At 55.9% G+C, this 25,344-nt stretch carries 19 protein-coding genes; 10 read left to right on the top strand and 9 right to left on the bottom strand.

Going from position 1 to position 25,344, the window contains the following annotated elements; all coding sequences use genetic code 11:
- Positions 1 to 18: 18 nt before the first annotated feature.
- Positions 19 to 882, bottom strand: a complete 864-nt coding sequence (locus tag H7C18_RS24215; protein ID WP_238357929.1) for an ABC transporter permease subunit — start codon at positions 880 to 882, stop codon at positions 19 to 21.
- Between the two features lie 283 nt (positions 883 to 1,165).
- Here H7C18_RS24215 and H7C18_RS24210 point away from each other — a divergent pair, with 283 nt between their 5' ends.
- The 6 genes from H7C18_RS24210 to H7C18_RS24185 all read left to right on the top strand — a co-directional run bounded on the left by H7C18_RS24210 (position 1,166) and on the right by H7C18_RS24185 (position 10,201).
- Positions 1,166 to 3,010: a sensor histidine kinase gene (locus tag H7C18_RS24210; protein WP_185131693.1), complete on the top strand. Its 1,845-nt coding sequence runs from the start codon at positions 1,166 to 1,168 to the stop codon at positions 3,008 to 3,010.
- Positions 2,985 to 4,538, top strand: a complete 1,554-nt coding sequence (locus H7C18_RS24205) for a response regulator (RefSeq protein WP_185131692.1) — start codon at positions 2,985 to 2,987, stop codon at positions 4,536 to 4,538. Before H7C18_RS24210 ends, H7C18_RS24205 begins: the two co-directional genes overlap by 26 nt.
- 199 nt (positions 4,539 to 4,737) lie before the next feature.
- A complete protein-coding gene (locus H7C18_RS24200) occupies positions 4,738 to 5,400 on the top strand; it encodes an RraA family protein (RefSeq protein WP_185131691.1) in 663 nt (220 codons plus the stop codon).
- Positions 5,401 to 5,426: 26 nt separating this feature from the next.
- Positions 5,427 to 6,266, top strand: coding sequence for an amidohydrolase family protein (locus H7C18_RS24195; RefSeq protein ID WP_185131690.1), 840 nt, complete (start codon positions 5,427 to 5,429; stop codon positions 6,264 to 6,266).
- Between the two features lie 269 nt (positions 6,267 to 6,535).
- Positions 6,536 to 8,941 (top strand): DUF4082 domain-containing protein, encoded by a 2,406-nt coding sequence (locus tag H7C18_RS24190; protein ID WP_185131689.1) that lies wholly within the window; start codon positions 6,536 to 6,538, stop codon positions 8,939 to 8,941.
- A 504-nt stretch (positions 8,942 to 9,445) separates the two neighbouring features.
- Positions 9,446 to 10,201 carry an AraC family transcriptional regulator gene (locus H7C18_RS24185; protein WP_185131688.1) on the top strand — a complete coding sequence of 252 codons (756 nt, stop codon included), beginning with the start codon at positions 9,446 to 9,448 and terminating at the stop codon, positions 10,199 to 10,201.
- A gap of 206 nt (positions 10,202 to 10,407) precedes the next feature.
- On the opposite strand, the gene rlmD is transcribed toward H7C18_RS24185, so the two are convergent.
- The 4 genes from rlmD to H7C18_RS24165 form a co-directional block, all read right to left on the bottom strand.
- The gene (rlmD, locus tag H7C18_RS24180; protein ID WP_185131687.1) at positions 10,408 to 12,030 is read right to left on the bottom strand and encodes a 23S rRNA (uracil(1939)-C(5))-methyltransferase RlmD; all 1,623 of its coding nucleotides are present in this window, start codon (positions 12,028 to 12,030) and stop codon (positions 10,408 to 10,410) included.
- Positions 12,031 to 12,172: 142 nt separating this feature from the next.
- The gene (locus H7C18_RS24175) at positions 12,173 to 13,090 is read right to left on the bottom strand and encodes a diacylglycerol kinase (protein ID WP_185131686.1); all 918 of its coding nucleotides are present in this window, start codon (positions 13,088 to 13,090) and stop codon (positions 12,173 to 12,175) included.
- Positions 13,077 to 13,892 (bottom strand): sirohydrochlorin chelatase, encoded by an 816-nt coding sequence (locus tag H7C18_RS24170; RefSeq protein WP_185131685.1) that lies wholly within the window; start codon positions 13,890 to 13,892, stop codon positions 13,077 to 13,079. The genes H7C18_RS24175 and H7C18_RS24170 overlap by 14 nt, the downstream gene beginning before the upstream one ends.
- A 217-nt stretch (positions 13,893 to 14,109) precedes the next feature.
- The gene (locus H7C18_RS24165) at positions 14,110 to 14,439 is read right to left on the bottom strand and encodes a YerC/YecD family TrpR-related protein (RefSeq protein WP_185131684.1); all 330 of its coding nucleotides are present in this window, start codon (positions 14,437 to 14,439) and stop codon (positions 14,110 to 14,112) included.
- Between the two features lie 243 nt (positions 14,440 to 14,682).
- Here H7C18_RS24165 and H7C18_RS35300 point away from each other — a divergent pair, with 243 nt between their 5' ends.
- From H7C18_RS35300 to H7C18_RS24150, 3 genes are all read left to right on the top strand, one after another.
- Positions 14,683 to 15,213, top strand: a complete 531-nt coding sequence (locus tag H7C18_RS35300) for an aminotransferase (protein WP_238357928.1) — start codon at positions 14,683 to 14,685, stop codon at positions 15,211 to 15,213.
- 396 nt (positions 15,214 to 15,609) lie between these two features.
- A complete protein-coding gene (locus H7C18_RS24155) occupies positions 15,610 to 17,934 on the top strand; it encodes a helix-turn-helix domain-containing protein (RefSeq protein WP_238357927.1) in 2,325 nt (774 codons plus the stop codon).
- 128 nt (positions 17,935 to 18,062) lie between these two features.
- Positions 18,063 to 18,650: a dihydrofolate reductase family protein gene (locus tag H7C18_RS24150; RefSeq protein WP_185131683.1), complete on the top strand. Its 588-nt coding sequence runs from the start codon at positions 18,063 to 18,065 to the stop codon at positions 18,648 to 18,650.
- A 351-nt stretch (positions 18,651 to 19,001) separates the two neighbouring features.
- Here H7C18_RS24150 and H7C18_RS24145 read toward each other — a convergent pair whose 3' ends face one another.
- The 4 genes from H7C18_RS24145 to H7C18_RS24130 all read right to left on the bottom strand — a co-directional run bounded on the left by H7C18_RS24145 (position 19,002) and on the right by H7C18_RS24130 (position 23,711).
- Entirely contained in the window at positions 19,002 to 20,018 is a 1,017-nt protein-coding gene (locus H7C18_RS24145; RefSeq protein ID WP_185131682.1) for a glycoside hydrolase family 130 protein, read from the bottom strand.
- An 85-nt stretch (positions 20,019 to 20,103) separates the two neighbouring features.
- A complete protein-coding gene (locus H7C18_RS24140; protein ID WP_185131681.1) occupies positions 20,104 to 21,729 on the bottom strand; it encodes an extracellular solute-binding protein in 1,626 nt (541 codons plus the stop codon).
- A gap of 98 nt (positions 21,730 to 21,827) precedes the next feature.
- The gene (locus H7C18_RS24135; RefSeq protein ID WP_185131680.1) at positions 21,828 to 22,739 is read right to left on the bottom strand and encodes a carbohydrate ABC transporter permease; all 912 of its coding nucleotides are present in this window, start codon (positions 22,737 to 22,739) and stop codon (positions 21,828 to 21,830) included.
- 27 nt (positions 22,740 to 22,766) lie between these two features.
- Positions 22,767 to 23,711 (bottom strand): ABC transporter permease, encoded by a 945-nt coding sequence (locus H7C18_RS24130; RefSeq protein WP_185131679.1) that lies wholly within the window; start codon positions 23,709 to 23,711, stop codon positions 22,767 to 22,769.
- A gap of 232 nt (positions 23,712 to 23,943) precedes the next feature.
- On the opposite strand from H7C18_RS24130, the gene H7C18_RS24125 reads away from it, so the two are divergent.
- A complete protein-coding gene (locus H7C18_RS24125; protein WP_185131678.1) occupies positions 23,944 to 25,233 on the top strand; it encodes a glycoside hydrolase family 125 protein in 1,290 nt (429 codons plus the stop codon).
- The last annotated feature ends 111 nt before the right edge of the window (positions 25,234 to 25,344 follow it).

Here is a 25,344-nt window from a genome sequence, read left to right as displayed (position 1 = left end):
TTACTCCCTCTCTTCCCTTTAAAATAAGGATGTGCCTCTGACGATCTTTGAAAGAAAATTGGCGGCGAACAGAATGAGAATGCTGACCAGCGATTTGGACATGCCGATCGCCGTGGCAAAAGCATAATTGTTTTGCGTGATGCCGATCGTGTACGAATAGGTGTCAATGACGTCGATCTTGTCCGCTACCAGCGGGTTAGTGAACACATAATATTGGTCGAACCCGCTGGCCGTCAGAACGTTCGCGATGGACAGCACCAGCAGTACAAATAAGGTAGGTACGATTCCCGGCACTGTCACGTGCCAAATGCGCTGGAACCGGCCGGCGCCGTCGACTTCCGCGGCATCATATTGTTCCCTGTCGATGCCGGCGATCGCGGCTATGTAAATGATCGCATTGAACCCGGAAGTCTTGATCAGATGCAGCAGCGTTTGAAATCCCCACGCCCAGGTCGAGCTGGCCATCGGATTCACCGACGGGCTGTCTGGGCGAAACCGATGCAGCAAAGTATTGACCAGGCCGCTGTCATTCGAGAACAGGAAGAACATGACGGCAAATATCAGAACGTACGATAAGAAATAGGGCAGCGTCGAAACCGTCTGCACGATTTTTGACAAAGTCTTGCTTCTCATCTCATTGAGCAGAATGGCGAAGATGGCGGGCACCGGAATGGTGATGACGATCAGGAAGCCCAGAACAAGGGTGTTGCGCAATACCGGAATAAGTTCGCTTCCGCCGGCAAAAATCGTCTTGAAGTAGCTAAGACCGGCAAATTCCATTTGGCTCAGCGGAGCCCCGGGAATGTAATTGAAGAATGCGTAAACCCATCCGAACAGCGGAACATAGTTGAACGCGATCAGAAGCGCCATAAATGGCGTCATCAGCGCAAAAAGCTTCAATTTATGCTTTGTTTTCGGATTGATGCCGCGTCTAGTCCTCTCTGGGACGGATGTCGAAATACCGGTGTCCATACGGCTGCCCTCTCTCTCTATTTCTGTATAGTTTCATTATGCGTAAGGATGTAAGTGCTAACAACGACAATAACTTTTAAATGCTCCCACAAATTATAGGAAAGATCAGGGGGAGCTAAAATAGCGAAGGAGATTGGTTGTTTGCGGAGAATACACTGAAATAGAACACATCTGCACGTTATGGGGGATCGACATGCTCAGGCAGATTATGCAGCGAACCATAACCGGAAGGTTTTTCAACAAACTATTCCTGACTTACTCGCTTATCATTGTGACGACTGTCGTCATTCTGATCTCCTTTATTACAGACAACATTGCGACGACGCTGAAGCGTCAAGCGATCAGCTTCAACCAACAAGTGCTCGTATCGTTGGACAGCTATTATCAGCAGAAAATTACAAATATGAAAGTATTCCTTCGCAATATCATTAATGATGAGGAGTTCTATTCGTCCATCGCTCAGTTTCTCGAAATTTCATCGGACGACGACCAGGCGAAGTATATGTCGCTGTTCACCGCCGTTCAGTCCAAGCTGACGACAAGCATCGTTTCGTTGGACAATGACATTACAAACGTATACCTGTACCGAAATGATCAGAGCCCCGCACTCGTTCCGATCTACAAGCGCATTCAAAACTATCCGTACAATATCGACGAGTCCTATATGAAAGACTTGGTTCAAACCACGATGTTCTTCCCTCCCATACACTCTTCTATGACCAAATATCCTCAATCGACTTATGAATATACCACTTACGACTTTATTCGCGATCCGGACGATGTGTCCCGCATCCTCGGGGTTCTGGTTATCGACTATGACTGCCGCAAGCTGGTCAATTCGTTCAGCCGATTCCGTGAATATATTAAAGGAAACATTCTGATTCTCACCGAAAGCGGCGAAGTCGTGTTCGACGACTCCGAGCGTTATTATAAAAAAAACTATCCGCATACCGACGTCATACTGGGTTCCCAATCCAATACGATCTATTTAAAAAACGAAATCCTGAATATCAACAGAAACAGCCGGTACGGTTTTATCAGCGTAGGAGAAATCCCTTTCCGCGATCTTTACCAGGACATTGGCGTGATCAACCGCAAGATCTATACGATCACGGCAATCAGCCTGCTGATGATTTTGCTGCTGACGTTTATAAGCAACGCCCGGTTCTCCAAACGGGTGAGAGACATCGTTCGCTCCATCCGGAAAATCCGGAACGGCATTTTCGAAATCCCTCCTCCGCCCTCCAATACGAAAGATGAGATTGGGATCATTTCAATGAATGTATTTGAGATGTCCCAGCGAATCAAGTCTCACATCGAGAAGGAGTACGTTTACGATCTTCGCCGCAAGGAAACGGAACTCAAACAGAAAGAAGCCGAACTCTACGCCCTGCAGTCTCAGGTCAATCCCCACTTCCTGTACAACACGCTGGAAGTGATCCGGATGAAAGCGTTGACGTATAAACAGAACGAAGTCAGCACCATGATCCGCATCCTCTCCGACTTGTTCCGCAGCAGCATCAAAGAGCAGATGGTCGTGCGTTTGCGAGACGAGTTGAACTATTGCAAGATTTATCTGGAGCTGTTCACGATCCGTTACGGCGATCGTCTCGAGGCGATCTTCGATATTAGCGAAGCGGTGCTCCCCCTCGGCACAATCAAGCATTTGCTTCAGCCGGTTGTGGAGAATTCGCTGATCCACGGCATTCAGCTGGACTGGGACTCCGATCGGGTGAATCGGATCGGCATTCGCGGATATCTGGAAGATGAGTTCTTGATTCTGGAAGTCGCCGATAATGGTCCGGGGATACCGGAGGATAAGCTGCAAGAAATGCGCAAGGATCTGGATGATCCCTATTTGACCAAACAGCAGATCGGGCTCTTCAACGTTAATCGGAGAATCAAGCTGATCTACGGCAACGACTATTCCCTCCAAATCGCAAGCAAGCCCGGCAATGGGACGACGGTGAAGCTGAAGTTAAAACCGCTTACTCTAGAGGAGCTGGAAGCGCATGTACAGAGTGATGCTCGCGGATGACGAACTTTTTATCCTGGAGGGCCTTCGCGTCATGCTGGATTGGGAGGAGTACGGCCTGGAGATCGCGTATCAGGCATCCAACGGCTTGTCCGCGCTGGAATGGCTGAACGGGAATGAAGCGGACATTCTGATTACGGACATCCGCATGCCCTACATGGACGGCATCGAGCTTATCCGCAAACTGAGAGAATCGGATCGGCAAATCAAAATCATCGTGCTGAGCGGGTACGACGATTTTGCCTATGTCAAAGAAGTTCTCAAATATGGCGTGGAGGATTATTTGCTCAAACCGATTCGCGAGGACGAGCTCGCCAATCTGCTGCAGAATACAACTCGCAAGCTGTATGAGGAAAGTCGACGCAAACACGCTGCCACCGAACATCTGGACATCCTCCGATTCAATTTCTTCCTGCAGTGGTGCGAGGATCAGGCGGACGAAGCGTGGCTGACCGAACGGGCGGATTTTCTTGGGATTAATCTGCAAGCGCCCTATTATCAGGTTGTTAAAATCCGGCTTCCAGGCTCCGAGAAGAGCAGTGCGGCCTTCAAGGAGCGCTTGGGCGAGCTGCTGGCGGGCCAATACGAGGTTTATTCCTTTGAAGCGTGGGACCGGGATCTCGTGACGATCTTCCTGATCGGTTCGATAGAGGATACGCCCCGTATTATGTCTTTGCTGAAGAAGAGTATAGAAGCGGAGAGTGGCTTTATGTCCGCCCCCGCCGACATCTTTATCACCGCAGGCTGCGTGGTGAGCGACTTCCGGCAAGTGTCCGAGAGCTACCGGGATGCCGCCGGGCTGATGGACTTTAGCTTGATCTTACCTCCCGGAAGCGTGATCGACCGCACATCCGTCCATCAAGGTTCATCCGAATGGTCAGCCACGTTAAAGCCCCAATTAGAACGGCTGCATTCGAGTATCGTCGCGTCCGATGCCGAACAGGCCATGCGGATTGTCGACGAGATCTATAAGGAATGGCAGACGGATCAGAAGGCGGGGCCGCAGTTGATCCGCAATATGACCGTCGAAATGCTTTACCAGATTGTGAACGCCGCTACTGTCCCCAACACCGCGATTCAGTCCGAGCTTGCGGACCGGCTGGAGTGGGGATATGCCAAAGTGTTCGAGATGAAATCGTTGACGGCTCTCTCCGCCTATGTAAAAGATACGGTTCGCCGCGTCATCGGTGTCCAGCTTGAACAGCAAGATAAACGGCACCCGCTTGTTAAACGGATGCTGCATGAAATTCATCATCACTACGCGGAAGATCTTGCGCTTAAAACCCTGTCCCGCAAATGGAACGTCAACGCCGCCTATCTCGGCCAGTTGTTCCGGTCGGAGACCGACAACACGTTCACCCAGTACGTCAACAAAATTCGAATGGAAGAGGCCAAGCGCCTGCTATCTACTGCGAAATTATCCGTTCAGGAAGTGTCGGAGCGAGTGGGGATCTACAATACCAAATACTTCTATAGTCTATTTAAGAAAGTAACCGGCATCTATCCGTCCGATTACAAACGGAGCTATTAGGTTTCCTGTAGGCGATGATGGCAAAGCGATGCATCTGGCCACGAGCTTTGCAAACGGCGGCATGCAAAGTAATGCAGCCGCAGTCGAATGGAGTAAAATGTATTTCCTATAATTTGTGGGAAGATATAAAGTTATTGTCGTTGAAGGCCCTCTCCGCCGCGGACATAATGAGAACGTAAGGATAAACGGAGGGATTACTATGACCCAAGATCAAACGTTGTTCGAAACGATGATTCAGACGTTGTACACGGCGGTAATCAGCGACAGTCTAGATGAACTGGGGTATCGGAATCAAGCCATGCGCGAGAATATTCGGCCTTTGATTGTAGACCGGACGAAGGTCGCAGGCAGAGCTAAAACCATCTTAGCGGTCGATTGCTTTTATATCCAAGAGAATCCGTACGAGAAAGAAATTGCAGCGATCGACAGTATCAGGCCGGGTGAAATTATAATCGCTGCCACGAACCAATCCGTACGCAACGGCATGTGGGGCGAGCTGCTGTCGACCGCTTCCAAGATGCGAGGAGCGACCGGAGCGATTGTGGACGGCTTGATTCGCGATACGGACAAGATTCTGGAGCTTGGATTTACCGTATATTGCACCGGGTTCAAGCCGGTTGACTCTAAGGGGCGCGGTTATGTGGTCGATTACGATTGCCCGGTTGAGGCGGGCGGCGTACTCGTCAACCCGGGCGATGTCGTGTTTGCGGATCGAGACGGCGTTGTCGTCATCCCGGAAGACGTCTTAGACGAAGTCGTAAAGCTGGCAACGGCAAAGGTAACGGGCGAGAACAATACCCGCCGCGAGCTGCTCGAAGGCAAGCTGCTGCTCGAGGTCTACGATAAATACGGCGTGCTGTAACGGATGCCGAACGGGAGGTGAACGCAATGAGGTTTGACTGCCATACTCATTTGTTCGGACCGGGCCACGTCGGCGGCACGTTTCTAAGCGACTCCCAGCGGGCTTGGGGCAATCGCTATGAATTGATCGTAACGCCGGAGCAGCATTGGGCGGAATATGAACAAACCGACGGTGCCATCGTGCTCGCCTTCAACTGCCCTGCCACAGGCGTAATCGTTCCCGACGAGTATGTCGCGGAGTACGTCGGCCGACATCAAGGGAAGCTGTTCGGGTTCTCCAGCGTCAATCCCCACGATCCGGACGCGCCGGCGAAGCTAGAGTACGCCGTCAGGGAGCTTGGTCTTGTCGGCCTCAAGTTGGCGCCGATTTATCAAAACTTTTATCCGGAGCGGCAGGCGTACTTCCCGCTTTATGCAAAAGCCAATGAGCTCGGCATTCCGATTCTTTGGCATCAAGGTACATCGTTCGTTTCGCAAGGGTTCCTCGATGCCTCCCGGCCGGCGGCGCTCGATCCGATCGCCCGTACCTTCCCCGATCTCAGGATGATTGTGGCCCACCTTGGCCATCCTTGGCATGGGGAATGCGTCTCATTGATCCGCAAGCATCCGAATGTGTATGCCGATCTCTCTGCATTGGTCACCCGGCCTTGGCAATTCTATAACGCCATGATGAATGTCATCGAATATGGCGTACCGCATAAGGTGCTGTTCGGCACCGACTTCCCCTTCTTCAACATGGCCCAGACGGTAGAGGCGGTCCGCGGAATCAATCGGTTGACGGAAGGCACCGCGCTGCCCCGCGTGCCTGAAGAAGCGATCGAGGCCATCATCGCCCACAGCACGCCGGAACTATTGGGCCTTATCTAAACCGGGAACGCCTCATAGATTGCGTTCTTCGTTCTCCTTCAGCCAGACGCCCTGCGTTGTGCCATAGCCGGAAAGCCCGCCCTAATTCCCCAAAATCCACTCGGCATCTCCCATCATGTTGGCAAAACTTTCTCTTCCTGTTCATATCTCAAACTATTTTTTCCAATCTTGATAATCCAACATGCTTCTTGCATATTTGGTCTACTCTTCCTAACGAACGGTCATTAAGATTTAGGTGTAATCGCATTCAGAATAAGGAGGAAATCAAAATGGACGCAAGGAAACGCAAAGGAAAACGATTGGCGATGATGATGCTGGTTTTGGCGCTGTCCATGATTTACGCGGCGATTCCTGCCGCCGCATCCGGATCTATCTATTATGTATCCACTACGGGCAACGACAGCAATCCGGGTAGCTCCGTCTCGCCGTTCCTGACCGTCGCACACGCCGTCAGCGTTGTCGGTCCCGGCGATACGATTATCGTGAAGAGCGGCACTTATCATGAGAGCGTAAATTTAGGCAGCTTGTCAGGAACCGCAACCGACTACATTACGATCAAGTCCGAAGTGCCGGGAGGAGCATACATCGATACAACATCCCTTGGGTCCGGCTATAACCTCGAACCGTTTCTCGGCGCGCCCAGCTATATTGAAATCAACGGCTTCGAGCTAAGCTCGGGAGCCAATTCCGCTGGCATCCATTTGGACGGCGGACACCATACCAAGGTGTACAACAACATCATTCACAACACAGGGGCGAGCGGGATCCAGCTGGATCACGGCGACTATCGCTTCATCGAGAACAACATCGTGTATAACACCGCCTATTATATGTATTTTGCCGGCAGCGGAATATCGCTTTGGCAGGCCCATGCTTCGGACAGCAACAGCGGTTATCACAATATCATTCGCAACAATATCAGCTATTCCAACAACAACTTGTCAGGAACCGCCGAAACGGACGGTAACGGCATCATCTTCGACGATTCCCGTAACACGCAGAACGGAAGCACGCTGGGCGCTTATACCGGCTCCACCCTTATCGAGGATAATTTGACTTACGACAACGGCGGCCGCGGCATCGAAGTCTATCTCAGCGATAATGTGACGGTAAGGAACAATACGGCCTACAAAAACAGCACGCGGAACGACAGTTCCACATGGCGCGGCGAATTCTATGTCGTGAACTCAAGCAACGTAACGGTGGCAAACAACGTCGCTGTAACCGACTCCTCTACCCACTCGGATAACAGAGCCATCCTGATTGGGCGATATGGCGGCGACGCTATGACGAACGTAATCTGGCGCAACAATTTAACTTATGACACCTACGATCCGGGCGACCCCTCCTACAAACGGGATACCGCCTCCACCGAGGTTCCGACAACCGCCCACGGCAATATTCTCGGCGAAGACCCTCTGTTTGTCGATGCAGCCAACGCCGATTTCCGTCTGACGTCCTGCAGTCCGGCGATTAATGCCGGAACCTCCTCTTATGGTTCTTCAAGCGATGATCTGGACGGCAATTCCCGCACGATCGGTTCTGCCGTCGATATGGGGGCCTACGAGTTCCAATCGGAAGTCACAGGCAGTTGCACTGGCGGAGGCAATACCTACAATGAAAACTTCAATGACGATTTGGCCCAGGGCTGGACGCTGGACGACGGCGGCGCTGTTAGCAATTCTCTGCTGAACGTGCAATACTGGTACGGCGACTACTCCCTCAACACCTATGGCGGGATGTCCTTCTCCTCCTATTCGTATCAAGTCAACGTCCGTCCGTACGCACAATCGGTCTGGAATAAAGCCCAAGTCTACTTCAATTACCAAGACAGCAACAATTACGATTTCGTGGAGATGGATGGAGGGGCGCCGAACGGCATGTATTTGAAGAAAATGGTCGGCGGCACGGAATCGACGATTGCGACCTACTCCGGCGGATACTCGACTTACAATCAATGGACAACGCTGCATATCGCAAGCGATTCGGATGGAAGCATCACCGTGACCGCCACGCAAAGCGGAAACGAAACGACGCTCTTCACCGCTACGGATACGACGTTTACTTCTGGCAAAATCGGCGTCGGAGGGTGGAATGTCGGCGCCGACTTCGACAACATCGTCGTGCAATATGAAGATGGCGAAGAACTGCCGCTGCCGCCTGATCCGACGCCTTCTTCGACGCCGCTCCCCGGCGAGCAAACGATCTTTACCAACCAGGTGCCTGCAGGCGAATATAACGACACTACGTCATATGAGCTGGGGACCTTGTTCCAGGCTAACTTCGACGGCAAGATTACGAAGGTCAGAATCTACACCGGCGCATCCGAAGGAGGCATCCACCAAGTACGCATCTGGAATGCGGAAGGAACGCTGCTTGCCGGACCGTATTCATGGAACATCGCCTCGGGAACGGCCGGTTGGAAGGAGTACGACATCCCCGATCTGGCGATCGGCGCCGATACGGATTATATCGTCGCAGTATCGACCAGTTCGGACTATTATTATTCCAGCATGAGCGGGACGTTCAATTCGCCAATCATCAATGGCAACTTGATTACCTATATCGGAAGCGGACTGTTCGGCACGACGCCTGGCGACATGCCTAGCTCCTCCTATCATAACAGTGGCTATTTCAGAGACATCGTTTTTGAGGCTGACATACCGGAGGAATAAATTCGCCAACCCATTTTTATTATTGGAAACGATTGGCAACAAGCTATTTTTTATCGCAGCTTGTTGCCTTTTTGATATAATAATATCCATCTTGTCTAAAATAAAGGTGATTTTCGTGGAGAGACACATCAGTTTATTCCTGAATCAAATGAGCGCGCAAGCCAAGCAGTTGTCCACCTCTGCGATTACGCACAGCCGGGATCCGGATATTTTGGAATATATGATTTGGCCGAAGACCTTAACGCGTATTCCTCCATTAAAATGCGAACCTCGATTGAGGAAAATTGCAATTGCTAGCCATATCGGGAGTTTGGCAAAGCACGATAACCGTCTATTCACCGCCTGCCAAACAGGCTGTCTCTTCTTTTACCGATAATCAGGACTTTCCAGCGTTCTCGCAAATGGAGGTATGGCGAACCTGGCATTATCAGAGCGACTCCGGGAAATGATTACGTCATCCTCCTCATCCAACGGCGAGACGGGGTTTGGGAACTTGAGAAGGAATTGCAGGAAGCAGACTCCCTGCTGCCGTCGCTGAATTGGGGGACCTTTCCCAACCATATCCCGCAAATGTATCAGCATTCGCTTAAAGCGATTCGCCAGCAATCCAGCCGCGATCGGGAGTTCTTCATCGAGTTGAGGGATTCGCCGGGCCGATGGGACGCGGCGAGAGACAAAGTGGAAAGTATTTTCGAAGAGCTCGAACAGGCTGGGAAAGGTCACAACGAGCTTTTGCTCGAAGTATTTTTGCATATCTCCCATGCTTACTCCTTTATCGCTCATAAACAAGGAAGAATGCTGTCGGAAGTCATCGGACCGGACTATGAACGCTTTGATTCAAGGTTATCCTTCTACTCCGTGCATCAATTGCGCGAATGGTCGCTTAGGCTCTTGGACAAGATCAACGTCGAATTCTCTTCGGAAGCCAAATCATCGCGGCGTTACATCATTGAACAGATGCAGAAATATGTCCACGAGCATTTGTCGGAAGCCATTACCTTGCAGACCTTGGCCGATCATGTTCAGTTGCATCCGGTCTACGTCTCCCGTATTTTCAAGCTGGAAACCGAAGAGAAAATAAGCGACTACATTCTTCGCCTGAAGATGGAAAAGGCGCAGCATCTGCTGTTTAACGGGGATCTTAGAATCTATCAAATTGCTGAGCGCGTTGCTGAGGGGGATTCGTCGCAAAAAATCGTTTTGCGCGAGAATGTGGGCATAGCACAAGTACATTCATCTGATCGTTTACGTTATACATAGTACCATATAATGAAATATCGTTCTTCGTATAGCTGTAATACTCTTCTAGTCACCTATGAAGATGTGTACTGCCTAAATGGTTACGAACCAACAGTCATTTGGATATCCCCCCAGACTAGCTTAAAGCAACCTGCTCCCACTCCCAATAAAAACAAAAAAATACCCTCTCTTTTAAGAAAGGGCATTCACACATTAACTTATCATCGTTATTTTCCGTTCCAAACTAATAGTGAACAGCACTCCACATGCGTCGTATGCGGAAACATATCCACCCCCTGAACCTCCACCGTCCTATACCCTCCATCCTCCAACACCCGCAAATCCCGAGCCAGCGTAGACGGATTACAAGACACATACACAATCCGCTCCGGACGAAGCTGGAGCATGGTGTCCAACAAACGAGGATCGCATCCCTTTCGAGGAGGATCGACGACAATGACGTCCGGCGAGAGACCTTCTGCCTGCCAGCGAGGCAGGATGTCTTCTGCGGCGCCGACGGCGAATTCGGTGTTCGCGATGCCGTTGATCGTCGCGTTGCGGCGGGCGTCTTCGATGGCTTCGGGGACGATCTCGACGCCGTAGACGCGGCGGGCGTGCTGGGCGAGGAACAGGGTGATCGTTCCGATGCCGCAGTAGGCGTCGAATACGGTTTCGTCGCCGGTGAGGGCGGCGTAATCCAGAGCGGCGCGGTAGAGGCGCTCGGTCTGGGTGGGGTTGACCTGGAAAAAGGATCGGGCGGAGATGGCGAAGCGGATGCCGCCGATCTCGTCGTAGATGACGTCGCGGCCCCAGAGGACGCGGGTCTCGTCGCCGAAGACGACGGGGCCGGGAGCGGTGTTAATGTTCTGGCAGATGCTCGCCAAGCCCGGAACGGCTTCGCGGATGAGCGCGACAAGCTCGTCGGCGTGCGGCAGGTCGCGGCCGTTCGTGACGAGTACGACCATGCGCTCGCCGGTCGCTTGGGCATGGCGGACGACGACATGGCGGAGCTGACCGCGGCCGGTGGCTCGGTCGTAGGCGCGATAGCCGAGGGATTGCGCGGCGGCTTTGACGGCCCGCACGGTCTCTTCGTTCGGCTCCTGCTGGATGAGGCAGGCGTCCATGTCGACGATGTCGTGGCTTCCTTGTTCATAGAAGCCGCTGATCAGCCCGCCCTCCACGGAAGAGCCGATCGGAACTTGCGCCTTGTTCCGATAACGCCAAGGATCCTCCATGCCGATGACGGGATGGACGATAACGGGAGGACGCGAATCGGAAGCGGTGCGGGAATCCGATGCCCTAACAGATGAGACGGAATCCGCACCCGCAGCGGACGAACCGCGCTCCGCATCTTCAGCGAACACCACGGGAAGCTTCCCGATGCGCGACAGGTTGTCCGCGATCAGCTGGCGTTTCCAGCGCAGCTGGGCCGCGTAGTCCCAGTGCTGCAACTGGCAGCCGCCGCAGGCGTCGTAGATCGGACACGGCGCCGAGCGCCGGTCCGGATTGTCCGCCAGCAGCTCGGTCAGCCGCGCCCGGCCGAACGACTTGCCGACGCTGACGACTTCCGCCCGCGCCCGGTCGCCCGGCAACGCGCCGCGTACGAAAAGGGTATAGCCCTGAACCCGGCCTACCCCTTCTCCCTCATGCGTCAATCCGACGATGTCGAGATCGACGGATTGCCCCGTTTGCACGGGTAGGCTGTTGCGAGCGGCCTTGCGGTCGCCACTGTGATCGGCTTTGCTGTCGCCGCTGAGAACGGCTTTGATATCGTCTTCGCGCCGCTCTCCCGCCGCCTTCCGCCGCTCGTTCCTTGCCGCACCCGATCTTTTCCCATGCTGACGCTTCACTTGCTTCCTGTCTCCGTTCTCTCGAAGTCCGGCGAGCCTCGCCTTTCTTCTTTATTGGTACCGCCGCTTCCGTCATCCGATGTAAAAAACGGGCAAAAGAGCTTCCGCCCTTCGCGCCCGTCTGTCTTGTCTAATCTTACGCTTATCCCCGGTAGCTCGAAGAACCGTTCTCGTCCACGTAGATGGAGAGGTGGGACGGCAGCACGGAGAACGAACACGGCAAGGTGCCGCCGAACTCGCCGTCCAGGTTGAGCTGGACGCGGTCCTCCGCCTGCACGACCAGCTTGCTCGTCTGGAACGCGATGACGTGCGAATCGTTCAGATGCTCGCCGCGCATGGCGAGCGAAGCGATCCGGATCATCTCCGCCAGGTTGCATTTCTTCAGAATGATGACGTCGAACAAGCCGTCGTCGGTCTTCGCCTGGGGCGCCAGCTTCTCGAAGCCGGCCACGGACTGGCTGTTCGCGATGAGGAACAGCATGTGCTCCCCGTCGAAGTCGCCGATCCCTTCCGCCGAGATGCGCAGCTTGGTCGGGTGGAAGCGGGTGATGCTCTCGAAGCCTTTTATGTAATATGCCAGTTGTCCGATCATCGTCTTCAGCTTGCTCGGGGCCTCGTACGACAGGTCGGTCAAGAAGCCGCCACCGGCAATGTTGATAAAATATTTCCCGTCCGCGAGGCCGATATCGACCGGACGGGCGTGGCGGCGCAGGATCAGATCGACCGCGTCCTGCCACCTGCGCGGAATGCCGTGGGCCCGGGCAAAATCGTTCGTCGTGCCCATCGGGAGCACGCCCAGCGACGGCCGGGTCGCATGTCCCGCCATGCCGTTGATCACTTCGTTCAGCGTGCCGTCTCCGCCCGCCGCGATGATCAGATCGTATCCGCGCTCTACGGCTACCGAGGCGGCTTTGATCGCGTCCCCCTTGCCTTCCGTCGCGTGGCAGGACGTCTCGATTCCTCCGCGCTCCAGTCTCTGAAGGATCATCGGCAGCCTTCTTCTCATTTCCTCCCTGCCGGAGGTCGGATTGTAAATTAACCGGGCTCTAATTTTCTCCAACTTGCTCCCCCTCTTTGCACTCCGCACGCAACTTGGCAAGCCACTCCTTGGCCTGCCGGACGACCCAATCCGCCACTTTGGGATGGGGGATCAGCGCGCCCTCGGCATACCGGCAGCCGAGCCCCGCAAGCCGCTTCGGAATGACCTCCGACGTGAAGTATCCCTCGCTGACGAACACCGGGACCGCCAACACCCGCAGCTCCGTCCCGCTGCCGCTCCTCATGGCGCGAACGCGATCCGCCGCTTCGTCCGGCCGCAGCAGCGCCGCCGTCGCGTCCGCGAATCCGCCCCGCTGCTTCATGCGCGCCGCGAGCCCTTCCAGGCCGCTCCGCCACTTCTCATAGAACCACGCCTCTTCGCTGCCGTGTCCGATCAGCAGCAGCCCTTCGCGGGCCGGCTCTTCCGATAAGCCGCTCGCCGCCAATTTGTCGAGCAGCGCGTCCACGATCTCCGGGTCGTCCCCGATCGGCCTGCCGTACGTCAGACGAGATTCAACCCGGTAACGCTCCAGGTCGGTCGGACGACGCGGCTCCGCGTACGCTCCGAGCGCCCAGCCGATCTCGTCGACGTGGGTGCTTCCCTCGGACACGAACAGCGGAATCGCCAACAGATCCGTCACGCCCTCCGCTTCGAGCCGGTCGATGCCGTCCTGGATGAGCCGGCCGTCCACCAGCTCCAGATACCCGCAGGCGACGGGGACGCCGGGCAGCGACTTCCGAACGCCGCGAACCGTCTCTTCCACCCGTTCGACCCAGCGTTCGTCCCGGGACCCGTGACCGATGACCAGAACCCCGGGTTTCATGACGTTCCTCCTGTTCGGCAACCGATCTTTTACACCTACTTAATCATGCTATCGAAATGAAAACGCAATGTCAACGAGACCGCGGCGCTGAACGTGGATAATTTTGGAATGGGAGCTTCCGGGAACGTTTGCGCATGCCGTCCTATAAAATGACAAAGGCCGACGCTCGCTTGAGCATCGGCCTGATCTCCCGGATCGCGGGAAAATCCCTATTGGGCTACGCCTGGTTCGGTTCCGCCGCATCCGACGGGTTGCCGAACCGGCCGAGCCGCTCCAGCGCCAGCTTGTAGCCGTCGTTGCCGTAGTTCAGGCAGCGCTTCACCCTGGAGATCGTAGCCGTGCTCGCGCCGGTCTCCGATTCGATCTGGTTGTACGTATTGCCCTTGCCGAGCATGCGGGCGACCTCCAGCCGCTGCGACAGCGACTGAATCTCGTTGACCGTGCACAAATCGTCAAAAAAAACGTAGCATTCCTCGACATCCTTCAACGTAAGGATCGCTTCGAAGAGCTGGTCGATGCTGCGATCGTTCAATTTCTTCAATTGCATGGAGAGTCACCTCATCTGCGATCGAGACGCTTTCATTAACGTTATTTTACTGTGAATCGTAAAATTCTTCAAGCGTCACCGTATTCACGCTTCACAGAAGTAAAATCCGCTTCCATAACCGGGCCATCGTCCATACGCATTCGCCCCTCCGCACATACCCTATACCAAGCGCACCGCTCCGCTCTGTTTCCGCAATGCGAAATAGGGCGGAGATACCCGAACGAAGGATGTGAATCGAACGCGATGTCGATGAACAATATGGAGCAGATGCAGCTTCAGGCATGGAACCCGGCGCAAGGAGGCGGTCCCGTTCAAGGGCCGTTTCAGGGAGCGCCGTTCCAAGGCTTCGGCGGCGGCTTGGGCGGCCCGTCGCAGCCTATTTTCAGCCCCGTGCAGGTGATGCCGCCCGCTCAGCAAGTGGCGGCTCCGGCCGCCGGCGGCGGCGGCAAAGGGCTGGCCGGCATGCTCAACCCGGAGCAGATCAAAGGCTTTATCGACCGCATGGGAGGCATCGAGGGCCTCGTCAGCAACATCGGCAAGTTCCAGAAGATCATGTCGACGGTCCAGCAGGTCGCCCCGCTGCTTAAGCTGTTTACCGGAAAAGGAAAAGGCGGGAGCACAGGCGATACTTCGAGCGGATCCTACCGCCGTCGCCGCAGAGGCCGCCGCGGGCGCAGAACCAACGGCGGCGCACGCCGCCAGGCAGGACGCAACGGTCCCCGCACCGGCTCCGGCTCGGGGCGCCGGCGCGCCTCGGGCAAGCGGCGCAGATAAGCGCCCGCGCCGCAGAGCGGGGGCTTCCGGCGCCGGAAGCTCCCGTGCGGATCGGCTCGGCTAACGACGAACCTGGAACTCACCGAATCGGCGTCAACCCCGAATCGAGCAGAAGCCTGAGAGATCTTCTGCGCCTGAACAATGAGAGTCTTGAGAGCCCGGCTCCGACGCAGGCTTTGCCTGCGCCTGCGTATGCCGGGCTTTCGAGCGCTTTTCCCTCCCCGCAGACGGTTGGCTCCCTGCGCCCCTCTCCTTCTTTTCGGAACCTTCGCACGGCTCCCTCCTGCAACCCGCCAGCCTCTCTCCCCCTATTCTATAGAAAGAAACTTTCATAGCGATCTATTCAACATAATGTTATAATGTTTACAAATCCTTTACAAAGTGGGGAGGAGTTCGATGGAGACCGCTCCGCCCGTTTCGGCTATGAGGGCAACGAAGCGCAGCGTCCGGAGCTATTTTCAATCCCGGTTGCTGCTTAAGTATGCGCTGTCCTATATTCTCATGTTCCTGATTCCTCTGAGCGGCGTCACGTTTTTTGTTTACGATAACGCTGTCAAGAATCTGCGCTACGAGATCGAGCAGTCCAACCTCAACCAATTGAATCAGGTTCGGCTGACGATCGACGACCGCATGACGGAGCTGCAGGACATCTCCTTCAAAATCGCCTACGATGCGAGGCTGACGCCGTTTATGGTCCGTCATCCGTATTACAGCCGGGATGCGATTCTCGCACTCTCCAGCTACAAAGCGAACAGCCAGCTTCTGGAGAATCTGTTCCTTTACTATCACGGAGATTCCGTCATTTATTCCTCCAACGGTCTCGCGGATTTGAACGTCGTTTTCGGCAAGCTGTACCGGTTCGAGAACTGGAAGCGGGAAGACGCGGTCCGCGATCTCAACGAAGTGAAAAAGACGGTGATCCGCCCGGCCGAGAATGTAAGCGTCTACTCCCGCTCGGAGCCTATGCTGACCCTGTTGGTGCCGATCAAGCCGAACGATCCTTATCCGTACGGAACGCTGGTCTATCTGCTCAAGGAATCGAAGCTGACCGGCGTCATGGACACCATCCTGAGCGATTTCACCGGAAGCAGCTACATATTCGATCAAGACGGCAAGGTGCTGACTTCAAGCAGCCATGGCGAGGCGCTGGCTCAGGAGGACCTTGACGTGCTGTCTTCCTTGTCCCCCGGCACGCATCGCCTCGTGCTGGAAGGAGAGCAGCAGTCGATCGTGTCGGTTCAGTCGCAGCTTAACGGCTGGACTTACGTGACGACGATGCCGAGCTACCAGTTTTTCAGCCGGGTCGCCCATATTCAGACATTGATTGCGCTCATCTTCGGCATTGCCGTCGCAGCCGGCATCGTCGCCGCCATGGTTCTGGCCAGACGCCAGTACCATCCGATCAAGGACTTGATGGAGTTCGCCAAGCAAAGAAGCAACGGCTCGGAGCCCGCGAAAACGCGGAACGAGTGGGAATGGATCCGCCAGACGATTCATGATTACAGCGCCCGGATCGATATGCAGGAGCCGTTCGTCCGCAATCAGTGCATGCTTCTGCTGCTGAAGCACGGGAAGCCCGACGATCCCGAGATCGAACGGATGATTGCGGAGACGGGCCTGGAGTTCCCGAACGGGGAAGGATTTTACTTCTCGGCGATCATCGCGTGGGGAGACAGTCGGAATGAGGAAAAATCGTGGCGGGAACGGCACCTGCTGCAGGAGATGCTCAGCTATTTCGAGCTCCCGGACATGGAGGCCCGCGTGTACGGCATCGAATTTTCCCACGAGGACCGGTTTGCGCTCATGGTCTCGCTTCCCGCCGGTGACCGCGCCGCGGTACAAGAAAAGATGGAACGGCTGATCGACCTCATCCGGGTGATGGTGCTGGAGAATTCCCGACTCGTTCCGACGATCGGCGTCGGTTCCGTCTACGACGATCTCGGCCGGCTGAACCAGAGCTTCATCGAGGCGTCCACCGCCCTGGAGCACCGGAACGTCGGCTCGGGCGGCAGCGTCACCTACTTCGAGCACTTGGGCGAATTCGCGTCGTCCGCATCCGGCAGCTTCTGGATCCCCAAAAAATCGATGCTGAAGCTGGAGCAGAGCTTGAAGCAGGGCAACGAGACGGTCGCCGTGGAGATGATCGCGGACATGATGGCGTCGATCCGGGACGAATCGCCGCAGGCCTATCTGCTGCGCTGCCTCCAATTCGAGATGCTGAACACTCTGCTGCGCACCGCTTCGGAGCTCGGCATGGACGAAGCGTTCCGGCGCCTTCCGGGCCTGACCTCTTTCGAGACCGGGGAGGACCTGGAAGCGAAGCTGGTCGCGCTCGCGGCCGGCATCTGCCGGCAGGTGGTGCGGAATACCGAGACGGGACAAGCCTCCCTGATCGACGACATTGTGGCCTATGTCGACGAGCAGTTCACGGACTATACGATGAGCCTGGAGCATGTGGCCCTGAAATATTCCATCTCCACCTCGTACCTGAGCCGCGCGTTCAAGGAGAAAACCGGCGCCAACTTCTCGCAATATGTCTGGCACTGCCGGATGGAAAAGGCCATTCGCCTGCTCGTGAGCAGCAGCGCGCCCCTGCAGGAGATCGTCGAGCAGGTCGGTTACTTTGACGCTCCGAATTTTATCCGCAAGTTCAAAAAGGAAGTCGGCTGCACGCCTGGACAATACCGCAAGCTCCATGCCTCCGGCCAGACGGGGGCATAGCCGGGAGCTGCGGCAAAGACGAATAAGGACCATGTCCAAAATTACACCGATGAATATCGTAATCTCATTTCGTCTAAATAAAGGAGAAACAATATGACGACTATCAAAGATTGAAAGGACGATCGTTCATGCGTAAAATCATTCTATTCATTCACAGTACGATGAATGGGGTTGTCACCGGCGACCCAAGCGAGGACAAGACCGACTGGTCGGTCTGGAGAAATAGCGCCGGCATTGAGGAAGGTTCCCAGTATCTATTGAATATTTTCGAGACGGCCGATACCATTTTGCTTGGCCGCGGAACCTACGAAGACCTCTCCAGAAAGTGGCCGAATACTCGAGGTTCAAGCCTGGGCGATAAGATAAACAACGCCCACAAGCTAGTTGTCACAAGCGCCCGCCCGCCGGGCAAGCTTAAATGGGGAGAATTCGAAGCTCCAAAACCATTGACCGGCAGTAATATAGAAGAGCAAATTAAGGACCTAAAAAACGGCGACGGTGGCGACATTGTTATTTTCGGCAGTCCAACGCTCGTGCGATCGCTTGCAGACGCAAATCTCATTGACGAATATCAGATCGTCATGCACCCGGTTGTGGTCAACGTAGGCGAGCATTTGTTTGACGATCTTAAGGAGCAGAAGGAATTCCATCTCGCGGACGTCAAAGCACTTAAGGTGGGGTCCCTCTTGGTAACCTACAGACCCGCTAAAGCTTAGCTCAGCCGGGCAGGTCGGCAGGCAGCTCGCCTTGACTGCCTGCGAACGAAGTTTGTGGGACATGCACGCCCAATTCACAGGGCTTACCTGCCAGCCGGTGCGCTAACGATGCAAATCATCGCATCAAGAGCCCATTCGTCAGACTTCGGCGGTGAGCCGGTGCGCTTGCGATGCAAAACATCGTTAGCAGCGCTTTCCGAAGCCTGGCTCGGTGCGCTAACGATGCAAATCATCGGATCAAGAGCTAAAGAGCGGGCATCTTTTCGATAACCCGCTCTTTTTCTTGATTTTTTGGCCCTTTGCCTATGATTTGGACCATCCCCTGATTTTTTTGCTCCCTTCCCTCCCCCATTATTGCGGCTCGTTCAGAATATGCTCCACCAGTTCGTCGAGCGGAACCGTCGCCAGCGCGATGGCGGTGTCGGTCACGCCGTAATAGATGTACAGAAGCCCGTCCTTGACCACGTTCCCCGTCGGAAAGATGACGTTCGGAATTTGATAGCCGAACTTCTCGTAGTACGTCTCCGGCTCCATGATGAAATTTTTCGTCCGGGCGATGACCTTCTCCGGGTTGTCCAGGTCGAGCAGAATGGCGCCGACGCGATAGACGACCTGATCGTCCACCCCGTGATACAGCACGAGCCAGCCCTTGTCCGTCCGCACCGGCGGCGTCGAGCCTCCGATCTTGCGCGATTCCCAGGCGGAGTTCTCCGCCTTGGCCAGCAGCTTCGGCTCCTCCCAATGAATCAGGTCCTCGGAATAGGTGATCCACATCGCCGCGCTGTCGGTGCCGTACGCTTCTCCGATATATTCCTCCGGTCTGCGAAGCAGCGCGAACTTGCCGTTGATCTTCTCCGGGAACAGGATGTTGTCGCGGTCGTTGATGTGAAGCGGCGTCGTGTCCGATACGAATTCCCAGTCGATCAGGTTCGTCGACTTCACGATCGACGAGCGGGTCAGCCAGTGGCCCTCCTCTTGGCCCCAACCTTCCGGGTAGTCGGGAAAAGAACGGTTCGGCACGCCCGCTCCCGTCGGATAATAGTTCATGGCGCACGGCCGCAGGGCGTAATTCAGATAGAAGACGCCGTCGATCTTGACGATCCGCGGGTCCTGGACGCTGCCGTAAGGAAAGCCCAGCATGTCCGGCGTCACGATCGGCTCGTCCTTGACATGGGTGAAGACGACGCCGTCGTCGCTCTCCAGCAGGCCCAGGAAGTTCTTGCAGGGCGTCAGCGAGCCCGCCGTCCGCTCGATCATATAGAACTTGCCGTCGTCGATAATGACCGCCGGATTGAAGACGGTCACTTTCCGCCACTCGTACAGGCCCGGAACGACGATCGGATTGCTCGCGTGTCTGGTGATTTTCATCGGGTGTGTCTCCTCCTGCTCCTTCGGTTGCAGCGTGCCGACAACCGATCAATCGGCCTTCGGCCGACGATAACGGTTGCAGCGGTCAGCTCTTTTTCCAGCGGTCGTAAGCCGTTTGATAGATTTCCGCCATGCGGTCGCCGCCCATCTTCTTGACGGTGTCCAGGTACTTGTCCCAGTTCGCCAGCGGCTCGTTGCCGGTAATGAACTTCGCTTCCATCTGACGCACGTACGTGTTCAGGTCGGCGCTCATCGTCGTGACCTCCGTCTGCTCGTCGGGGGTCAGGAACAAGGTCGGGAACGGAATCCGCGCCCCGTTGTCGATCAGCTTGGTCTGCGTCTCGTTGGCGACCCACTCGTCGAAATCGCCGAGCAGCCCTTTCTGGATTTCCGGCAGGGAGATGGTCGGCGCCGGGATGCCGTAGTTCGGCGTGATCGTCGCCCGGTACTCCTCGCGGTCGCCGCCTCCCGGAACCGGAAGATACTCTTTGGTCAGCGTGCTTTTGTCCGTATATTTCCAGAGCACGCCCTCCGGCCCCTTGTTGAACAGCATGGCGCCTTCATAGGAATAAATATAGTCCACCCAGCGCATCGAAGCTTCCGGGGAGGGGTTCGTCTTCGAGATGGCGAAGGCGCCCGGCGTAATGCCTTTGTTCATGGCGATGGCCGGCTTGTCCACTTTGTCGCTTTTCACGGGAAGGAACATCGGGTCGTCCATGCTCGGCTCGCCGCCCTTGGTCATGTAGGCGTTCCAGTCCGAGAAAAGGGCCACCTGGTTGTTCTGCGCCTTGGCCTTCTTCTGCTCGGCCGTCTGCGAGAAGCTCTCGTGGTCCAGCAGATCATCGTTCCAGAGGCGGTTCATGTACGTCAGATAATCCTTGTAGCCTTCCTCCATCGGCGTGTAATGGACCTTGTCGTTGTCGTCGACATAGATCTCCTCCTCGTAGATGCCGAAGGCGCCGAGCAGCCAGGTGCGAATATCCCGCAGGCTGTTGCCGTTGGAAGGGGAAGAGGAGAGCGGAATCTCATCCTTCTTGCCGTTCCCGTTCGGATCTTCGTCCTTGACCCGCTTGAGGTACGTATACAGCTCCTCCGTCGTCTCCGGCAGCTTGGTAACATGAAGCGCCTTCAGAAAATCGCCGTTGTACCACATCGGGTTACGGTACCAGGGCTGGTTGAATTCAATGACCGGCAGCGCGTAGATATGGCCGTCCGGCGCGGTGATCGACTTGCGGATATCGGGATTCTCGTCCAGAATCTTTTTGAAGTTCGGCGCGTAGCTGTCGATCAGGTTTTCGAGCGGGACCAGGATGCCCTGTCCCCCGTAGTTCATTTGCTCGGCGGTCGTCAATCCGGCCGCATAGAAAATGTCCGGGTAGTTGCCCGAAGCGAAGATCAGGTTCTTCTTCGTCTCGAAGCTCTCCTTCGGCGCGTTCTGAATCTTCAGATGAATGCCGGTCAGCTTCTCCATCTCTTGCAATACCTTCATGTTGTCCCAGTTCTGAATGCCGACGTCGGGCGCGGTCAGGGTCAGCGTGAGCGGCTCCTTGACGATCGGGAAGCCTTCCTTCGCTACGTTATCGGCCGTGCCGGAGCCGGAGCCGTTCGCTCCCTTCGCCTCGTCGTTGCCCGACGAACCGCAGCCGGCCAGCAGCGCCACGGACATGGCGGCGGACAGCAGCAGAGCCCCGCTTTTCTTCATCTTGTTCATACTCGTCCTCCTTGGATATCTTCCTATAATAATCGAAGAAGAGAGATCAGGCTCTCCGATCTTCGTTATTACCGCATTCTACCTGCCGATCGTGCCGCTCAGCCTTTTACCGAACCGATCATGACCCCTTGAACGAAATACCGCTGCAGAAAAGGGTACACGGCGATAACCGGCAGGGTGGAAACGATAATGACGGCATACTTGACGAGCGAAGCGATCTCCGCTTTCGAATTCATCGCTTGGGCGATGTCCCCGCTGATGGCGGCGCCGGTCGTCTCGGCCGTCATCTCCTGAAGGACGAGAATTTGCCGGAGCACCATCTGCAGCGGATATTTGACCTCGTCGTTCAGATAGATCAAAGCAGGGAAGTAGCTGTTCCAGTGAGCGACGCCGTAGAACAGTGCCATGACCGCGATGATCGGCTTCGACAAGGGCAGAATGATGCCAAGGAACAGGCGGAAATTGTTGCAGCCGTCCATATAGGCCGCTTCCGTCAGCTCGCCCGGAATCGTGGAGCTGAAGAAGGTTCTGGCCACGATGATGTTGTACACCGAAGCCGCGACGGGCAGGATCAGCGCGCCCATCGTGTTGATCAGATGCAGGTCTTTGACCACCAGATAGGTGGGAACCAGACCGCCGCTGAAAAACATCGTGACCAGAAACATGCCCATCACGAACTTGCGGCCGGCCAGATCCCTTCGGCTCAGAGCGTACGCCGCGGGGAGCGTCACGAACAGGTTCAGCAGCGTTCCGACGAAGGTGTACAGGATCGTATTCGCGTAGCCTCGCCAGATCTTCGCGTTCTCGAACACCAGCGAATAGCCGTCGAAGGTGAGACTCCTGGGATACAGCCACATTCGGCCCGAGCTGACCTCGACGGGATCGCTGACCGACGCGCTGATGATGTAAAGGACGGGATAGGCGACGACGATCAGCGCCACGGTGACGAACAGGTAGTTCAGGAACAGAAACAGCCGGTCTCTATTGGATTCCTTGATGGCGGGCACCATGACTCGCACTCTCCTTTCCGAATGGATTTACCATAGACTGTTGTTGGACGTGCGTTTGGCGATGAGGTTGACCACGACGAGCATAAACGCGTTGATTACCGAGTTGAACAGCCCGACGGCCGTCGAGAAGCTGTACTGTCCGTTGACCAGAGCCGACCGGTAGACGAAGGTGGAGATCACGTCGGAGGACTCCATGTTCAGCGGATTTTGCAGCAGCAAAATCTTCTCGTAGCCCACCCCGAGAATATTCCCCATGTTCAGGATCAGCAGAATGACGATGGTCGGCACGATGGCGGGCAGGTTGATATGCCACATTCGCTTGAACCGGCCGGCCCCGTCGACAATGGCCGCTTCGTGCAGTTGAGGATCCACGCCCGAGAGCGCGGCGAGGTAGATGATGGCGCCCCAGCCCGTGCTCTGCCAGACCTCGGACAGGACGTAAACGGTTTTGAACCAGTGCGGGTCGGTCAGGAACGCCGCCGGCTCCATGCCGAGAAGCTCGATGATCCTCACGATCATCCCGCTGGACGGGGACAGGAACGTCATGATCATTCCGCACATGACGACCATGGAAATAAAGTGCGGCGCGTAGGTGACGGTTTGGACCGTCTTCTTGAAGGCGCCGTTGCGCACCTCGTTGAAGGCCAGCGCCAGGATGATGGGAAGCGGGAATCCGACGGCCAGCGCGTAGAAGCTGATGCTGAGCGTATTCCACAACAGATCCCAGAAGTAATAGGAATGGAAAAAGCGTTCGAAATGCTCGAACCCCACCCAGGGGCTTCCGAGAAATCCTTTGGAAGGAACATAGTTTTTGAATGCGATTTGGATCCCGTACATCGGCCAGTAATAAAAGACGAGGAAATAGGCAATCGCCGGTACGAGAAAAAGATACAGTTCCCAATTGCGCAGCATCCGGCGGCCCCGCGACTGGCGGCCGATCGGTTTGCTTGCGATTCGCGACGCTTCGATCATCTCTGGTGGGTCCTCTCCCTTCGAGTCGTTTTTGCAAACCCTTACAGGTGATTCTAGGGAGAGATCCGGACACGGTAAATATGTAGGATGTGCATTGTCAGGCCTGTGCCGCGGGTTCGAACGCCGAATGTGTCATCTTTGACCTACGTATCGCCGTGCAAAACCTACCTATTGCCGCGCGCATGCCGCTGTGCAATCTTGAAGGGAATCGTGCATACAGGAGGAATTGACGATGAAGTTGCCCGCTTCCATCATTCGCGCGCTAGAGGAGTCCGATGCGCGGCTCGCGCACCGTCCCAAGCTCCGCCAGTTGTTCCGCAACTGCTTCCCCAATACGCTGGAGACGACGACCAAGCTGCTGGAGGACGGCACCACCTTTGTTTTTACCGGCGATATTCCCGCGATGTGGCTGCGCGATTCCGTCGAACAGGTGCGGCACTATCTCCCGTTCGCCAAGGAGGACGAAGACCTTCAGCGCATCATCGGCGGCCTGATCGCCAGGCAAATGATGTACATCAACCTCGATCCGTACACGAACGCCTTCAATGAGACGGCGAGCGGCAAGCATTACCGCGACACCGACGACTGCGACCTGAGCCCCTGGATGTGGGAACGCAAGTACGAGCTGGATTCGCTGTGCTTCCCCGTTCAGCTTCTCTACGAGTATTGGAAGACGACCGGGCGGACCGGGCGGACCGACCGGTTCGACCCTGCCTGCTATCAGGCGCTGACCCGCATTGTCGAGGTGATTCGGACCGAACAGCGCCACGGGGAAAAGTCTCCGTATCACTTCATCCGGCAGACGGACAAGGATACGGAGACGCTGTACAACGACGGCCGGGGAATGCCCGTCAACTATACCGGCATGAGCTGGTCCGGCTTCCGTTCGAGCGACGACGCCTGCGAATTCGGCTACAACATTCCGGCGAACATGTTCGCCGCGGTCATCCTGGGGCACATTCGCGAAATCGCCGCCGACATCTTCGGCGACGCCAATCTGGCCGAGAGGGCCGCGAAGCTGCGCAAGGAGATCGACTTCGGCATCCGGACCTACGGCATCGTCCACCACCCGGTTCACGGCCGAATCTACGCCTACGAGACCGACGGCTTCGGCAACTATTCGCTGATGGACGACGCCGGCACGCCCGGACTTCTGTCCATTCCGTATCTCGGCTACGTGCCCGCGGACGATCCGATCTACCGGAACACGCGGCGGTTCGCGCTCAGCTTCGACAACCCGTTCTATTTCGATGGCAAATTCGCCAAGGGCATCGGCAGCCCGCACACGCCGGGCGGCTACGTGTGGCACCTCGCCCTGTCCATGCAGGCGCTGACGTCGACGGACGAAGGTGAGGTCAAAGCGCTCATCGAGACGCTCGTTCAGACCGATGCCGGCACCGGCTACATGCACGAAGGCTTCCACCCGGACGACCCGTCCGACTTCTCCCGTCCCTGGTTCGCCTGGTCCAACAGCTTGTTCGCGGCCTTGATCCTGAAGGCCATGGAGAAAGGTTGGGTGTGAGGCGGCGGCGATGGCGGAGGGCGATGGCGGGGCGATGGCGGCACCGCGGGCGGCTATGTCCCGCGGGCAGGCGGGCGCCGGCGGAATTAGCGGCACCGTGTGCCCTGGGGG

The sequence above is a fragment of the Cohnella zeiphila genome, assembly GCF_014212055.1.
Classification (GTDB): Bacteria; Bacillota; Bacilli; order Paenibacillales; family Paenibacillaceae; genus Cohnella; species Cohnella zeiphila.
Note: the sequence above shows the minus strand (reverse complement) of the source record. Positions and strands in the feature narration are given on the sequence as shown.

Coding starts and splice junctions, on each gene's coding strand:
- H7C18_RS24215 (WP_238357929.1), bottom strand. CDS start 882: ATGACGCCATTTATGGCGCTTCTGATCGCGTTCAACTATGTTCCGCTG.
- H7C18_RS24210 (WP_185131693.1), top strand. CDS start 1,166: ATGCTCAGGCAGATTATGCAGCGAACCATAACCGGAAGGTTTTTCAAC.
- H7C18_RS24205 (WP_185131692.1), top strand. CDS start 2,985: ATGTACAGAGTGATGCTCGCGGATGACGAACTTTTTATCCTGGAGGGC.
- H7C18_RS24200 (WP_185131691.1), top strand. CDS start 4,738: ATGACCCAAGATCAAACGTTGTTCGAAACGATGATTCAGACGTTGTAC.
- H7C18_RS24195 (WP_185131690.1), top strand. CDS start 5,427: ATGAGGTTTGACTGCCATACTCATTTGTTCGGACCGGGCCACGTCGGC.
- H7C18_RS24190 (WP_185131689.1), top strand. CDS start 6,536: ATGGACGCAAGGAAACGCAAAGGAAAACGATTGGCGATGATGATGCTG.
- H7C18_RS24170 (WP_185131685.1), bottom strand. CDS start 13,892: ATGAAACCCGGGGTTCTGGTCATCGGTCACGGGTCCCGGGACGAACGC.
- H7C18_RS24165 (WP_185131684.1), bottom strand. CDS start 14,439: ATGCAATTGAAGAAATTGAACGATCGCAGCATCGACCAGCTCTTCGAA.
- H7C18_RS35300 (WP_238357928.1), top strand. CDS start 14,683: ATGTCGATGAACAATATGGAGCAGATGCAGCTTCAGGCATGGAACCCG.
- H7C18_RS24155 (WP_238357927.1), top strand. CDS start 15,610: ATGGAGACCGCTCCGCCCGTTTCGGCTATGAGGGCAACGAAGCGCAGC.
- H7C18_RS24150 (WP_185131683.1), top strand. CDS start 18,063: ATGCGTAAAATCATTCTATTCATTCACAGTACGATGAATGGGGTTGTC.
- H7C18_RS24145 (WP_185131682.1), bottom strand. CDS start 20,018: ATGAAAATCACCAGACACGCGAGCAATCCGATCGTCGTTCCGGGCCTG.
- H7C18_RS24140 (WP_185131681.1), bottom strand. CDS start 21,729: ATGAACAAGATGAAGAAAAGCGGGGCTCTGCTGCTGTCCGCCGCCATG.
- H7C18_RS24135 (WP_185131680.1), bottom strand. CDS start 22,739: ATGGTGCCCGCCATCAAGGAATCCAATAGAGACCGGCTGTTTCTGTTC.
- H7C18_RS24130 (WP_185131679.1), bottom strand. CDS start 23,711: ATGATCGAAGCGTCGCGAATCGCAAGCAAACCGATCGGCCGCCAGTCG.
- H7C18_RS24125 (WP_185131678.1), top strand. CDS start 23,944: ATGAAGTTGCCCGCTTCCATCATTCGCGCGCTAGAGGAGTCCGATGCG.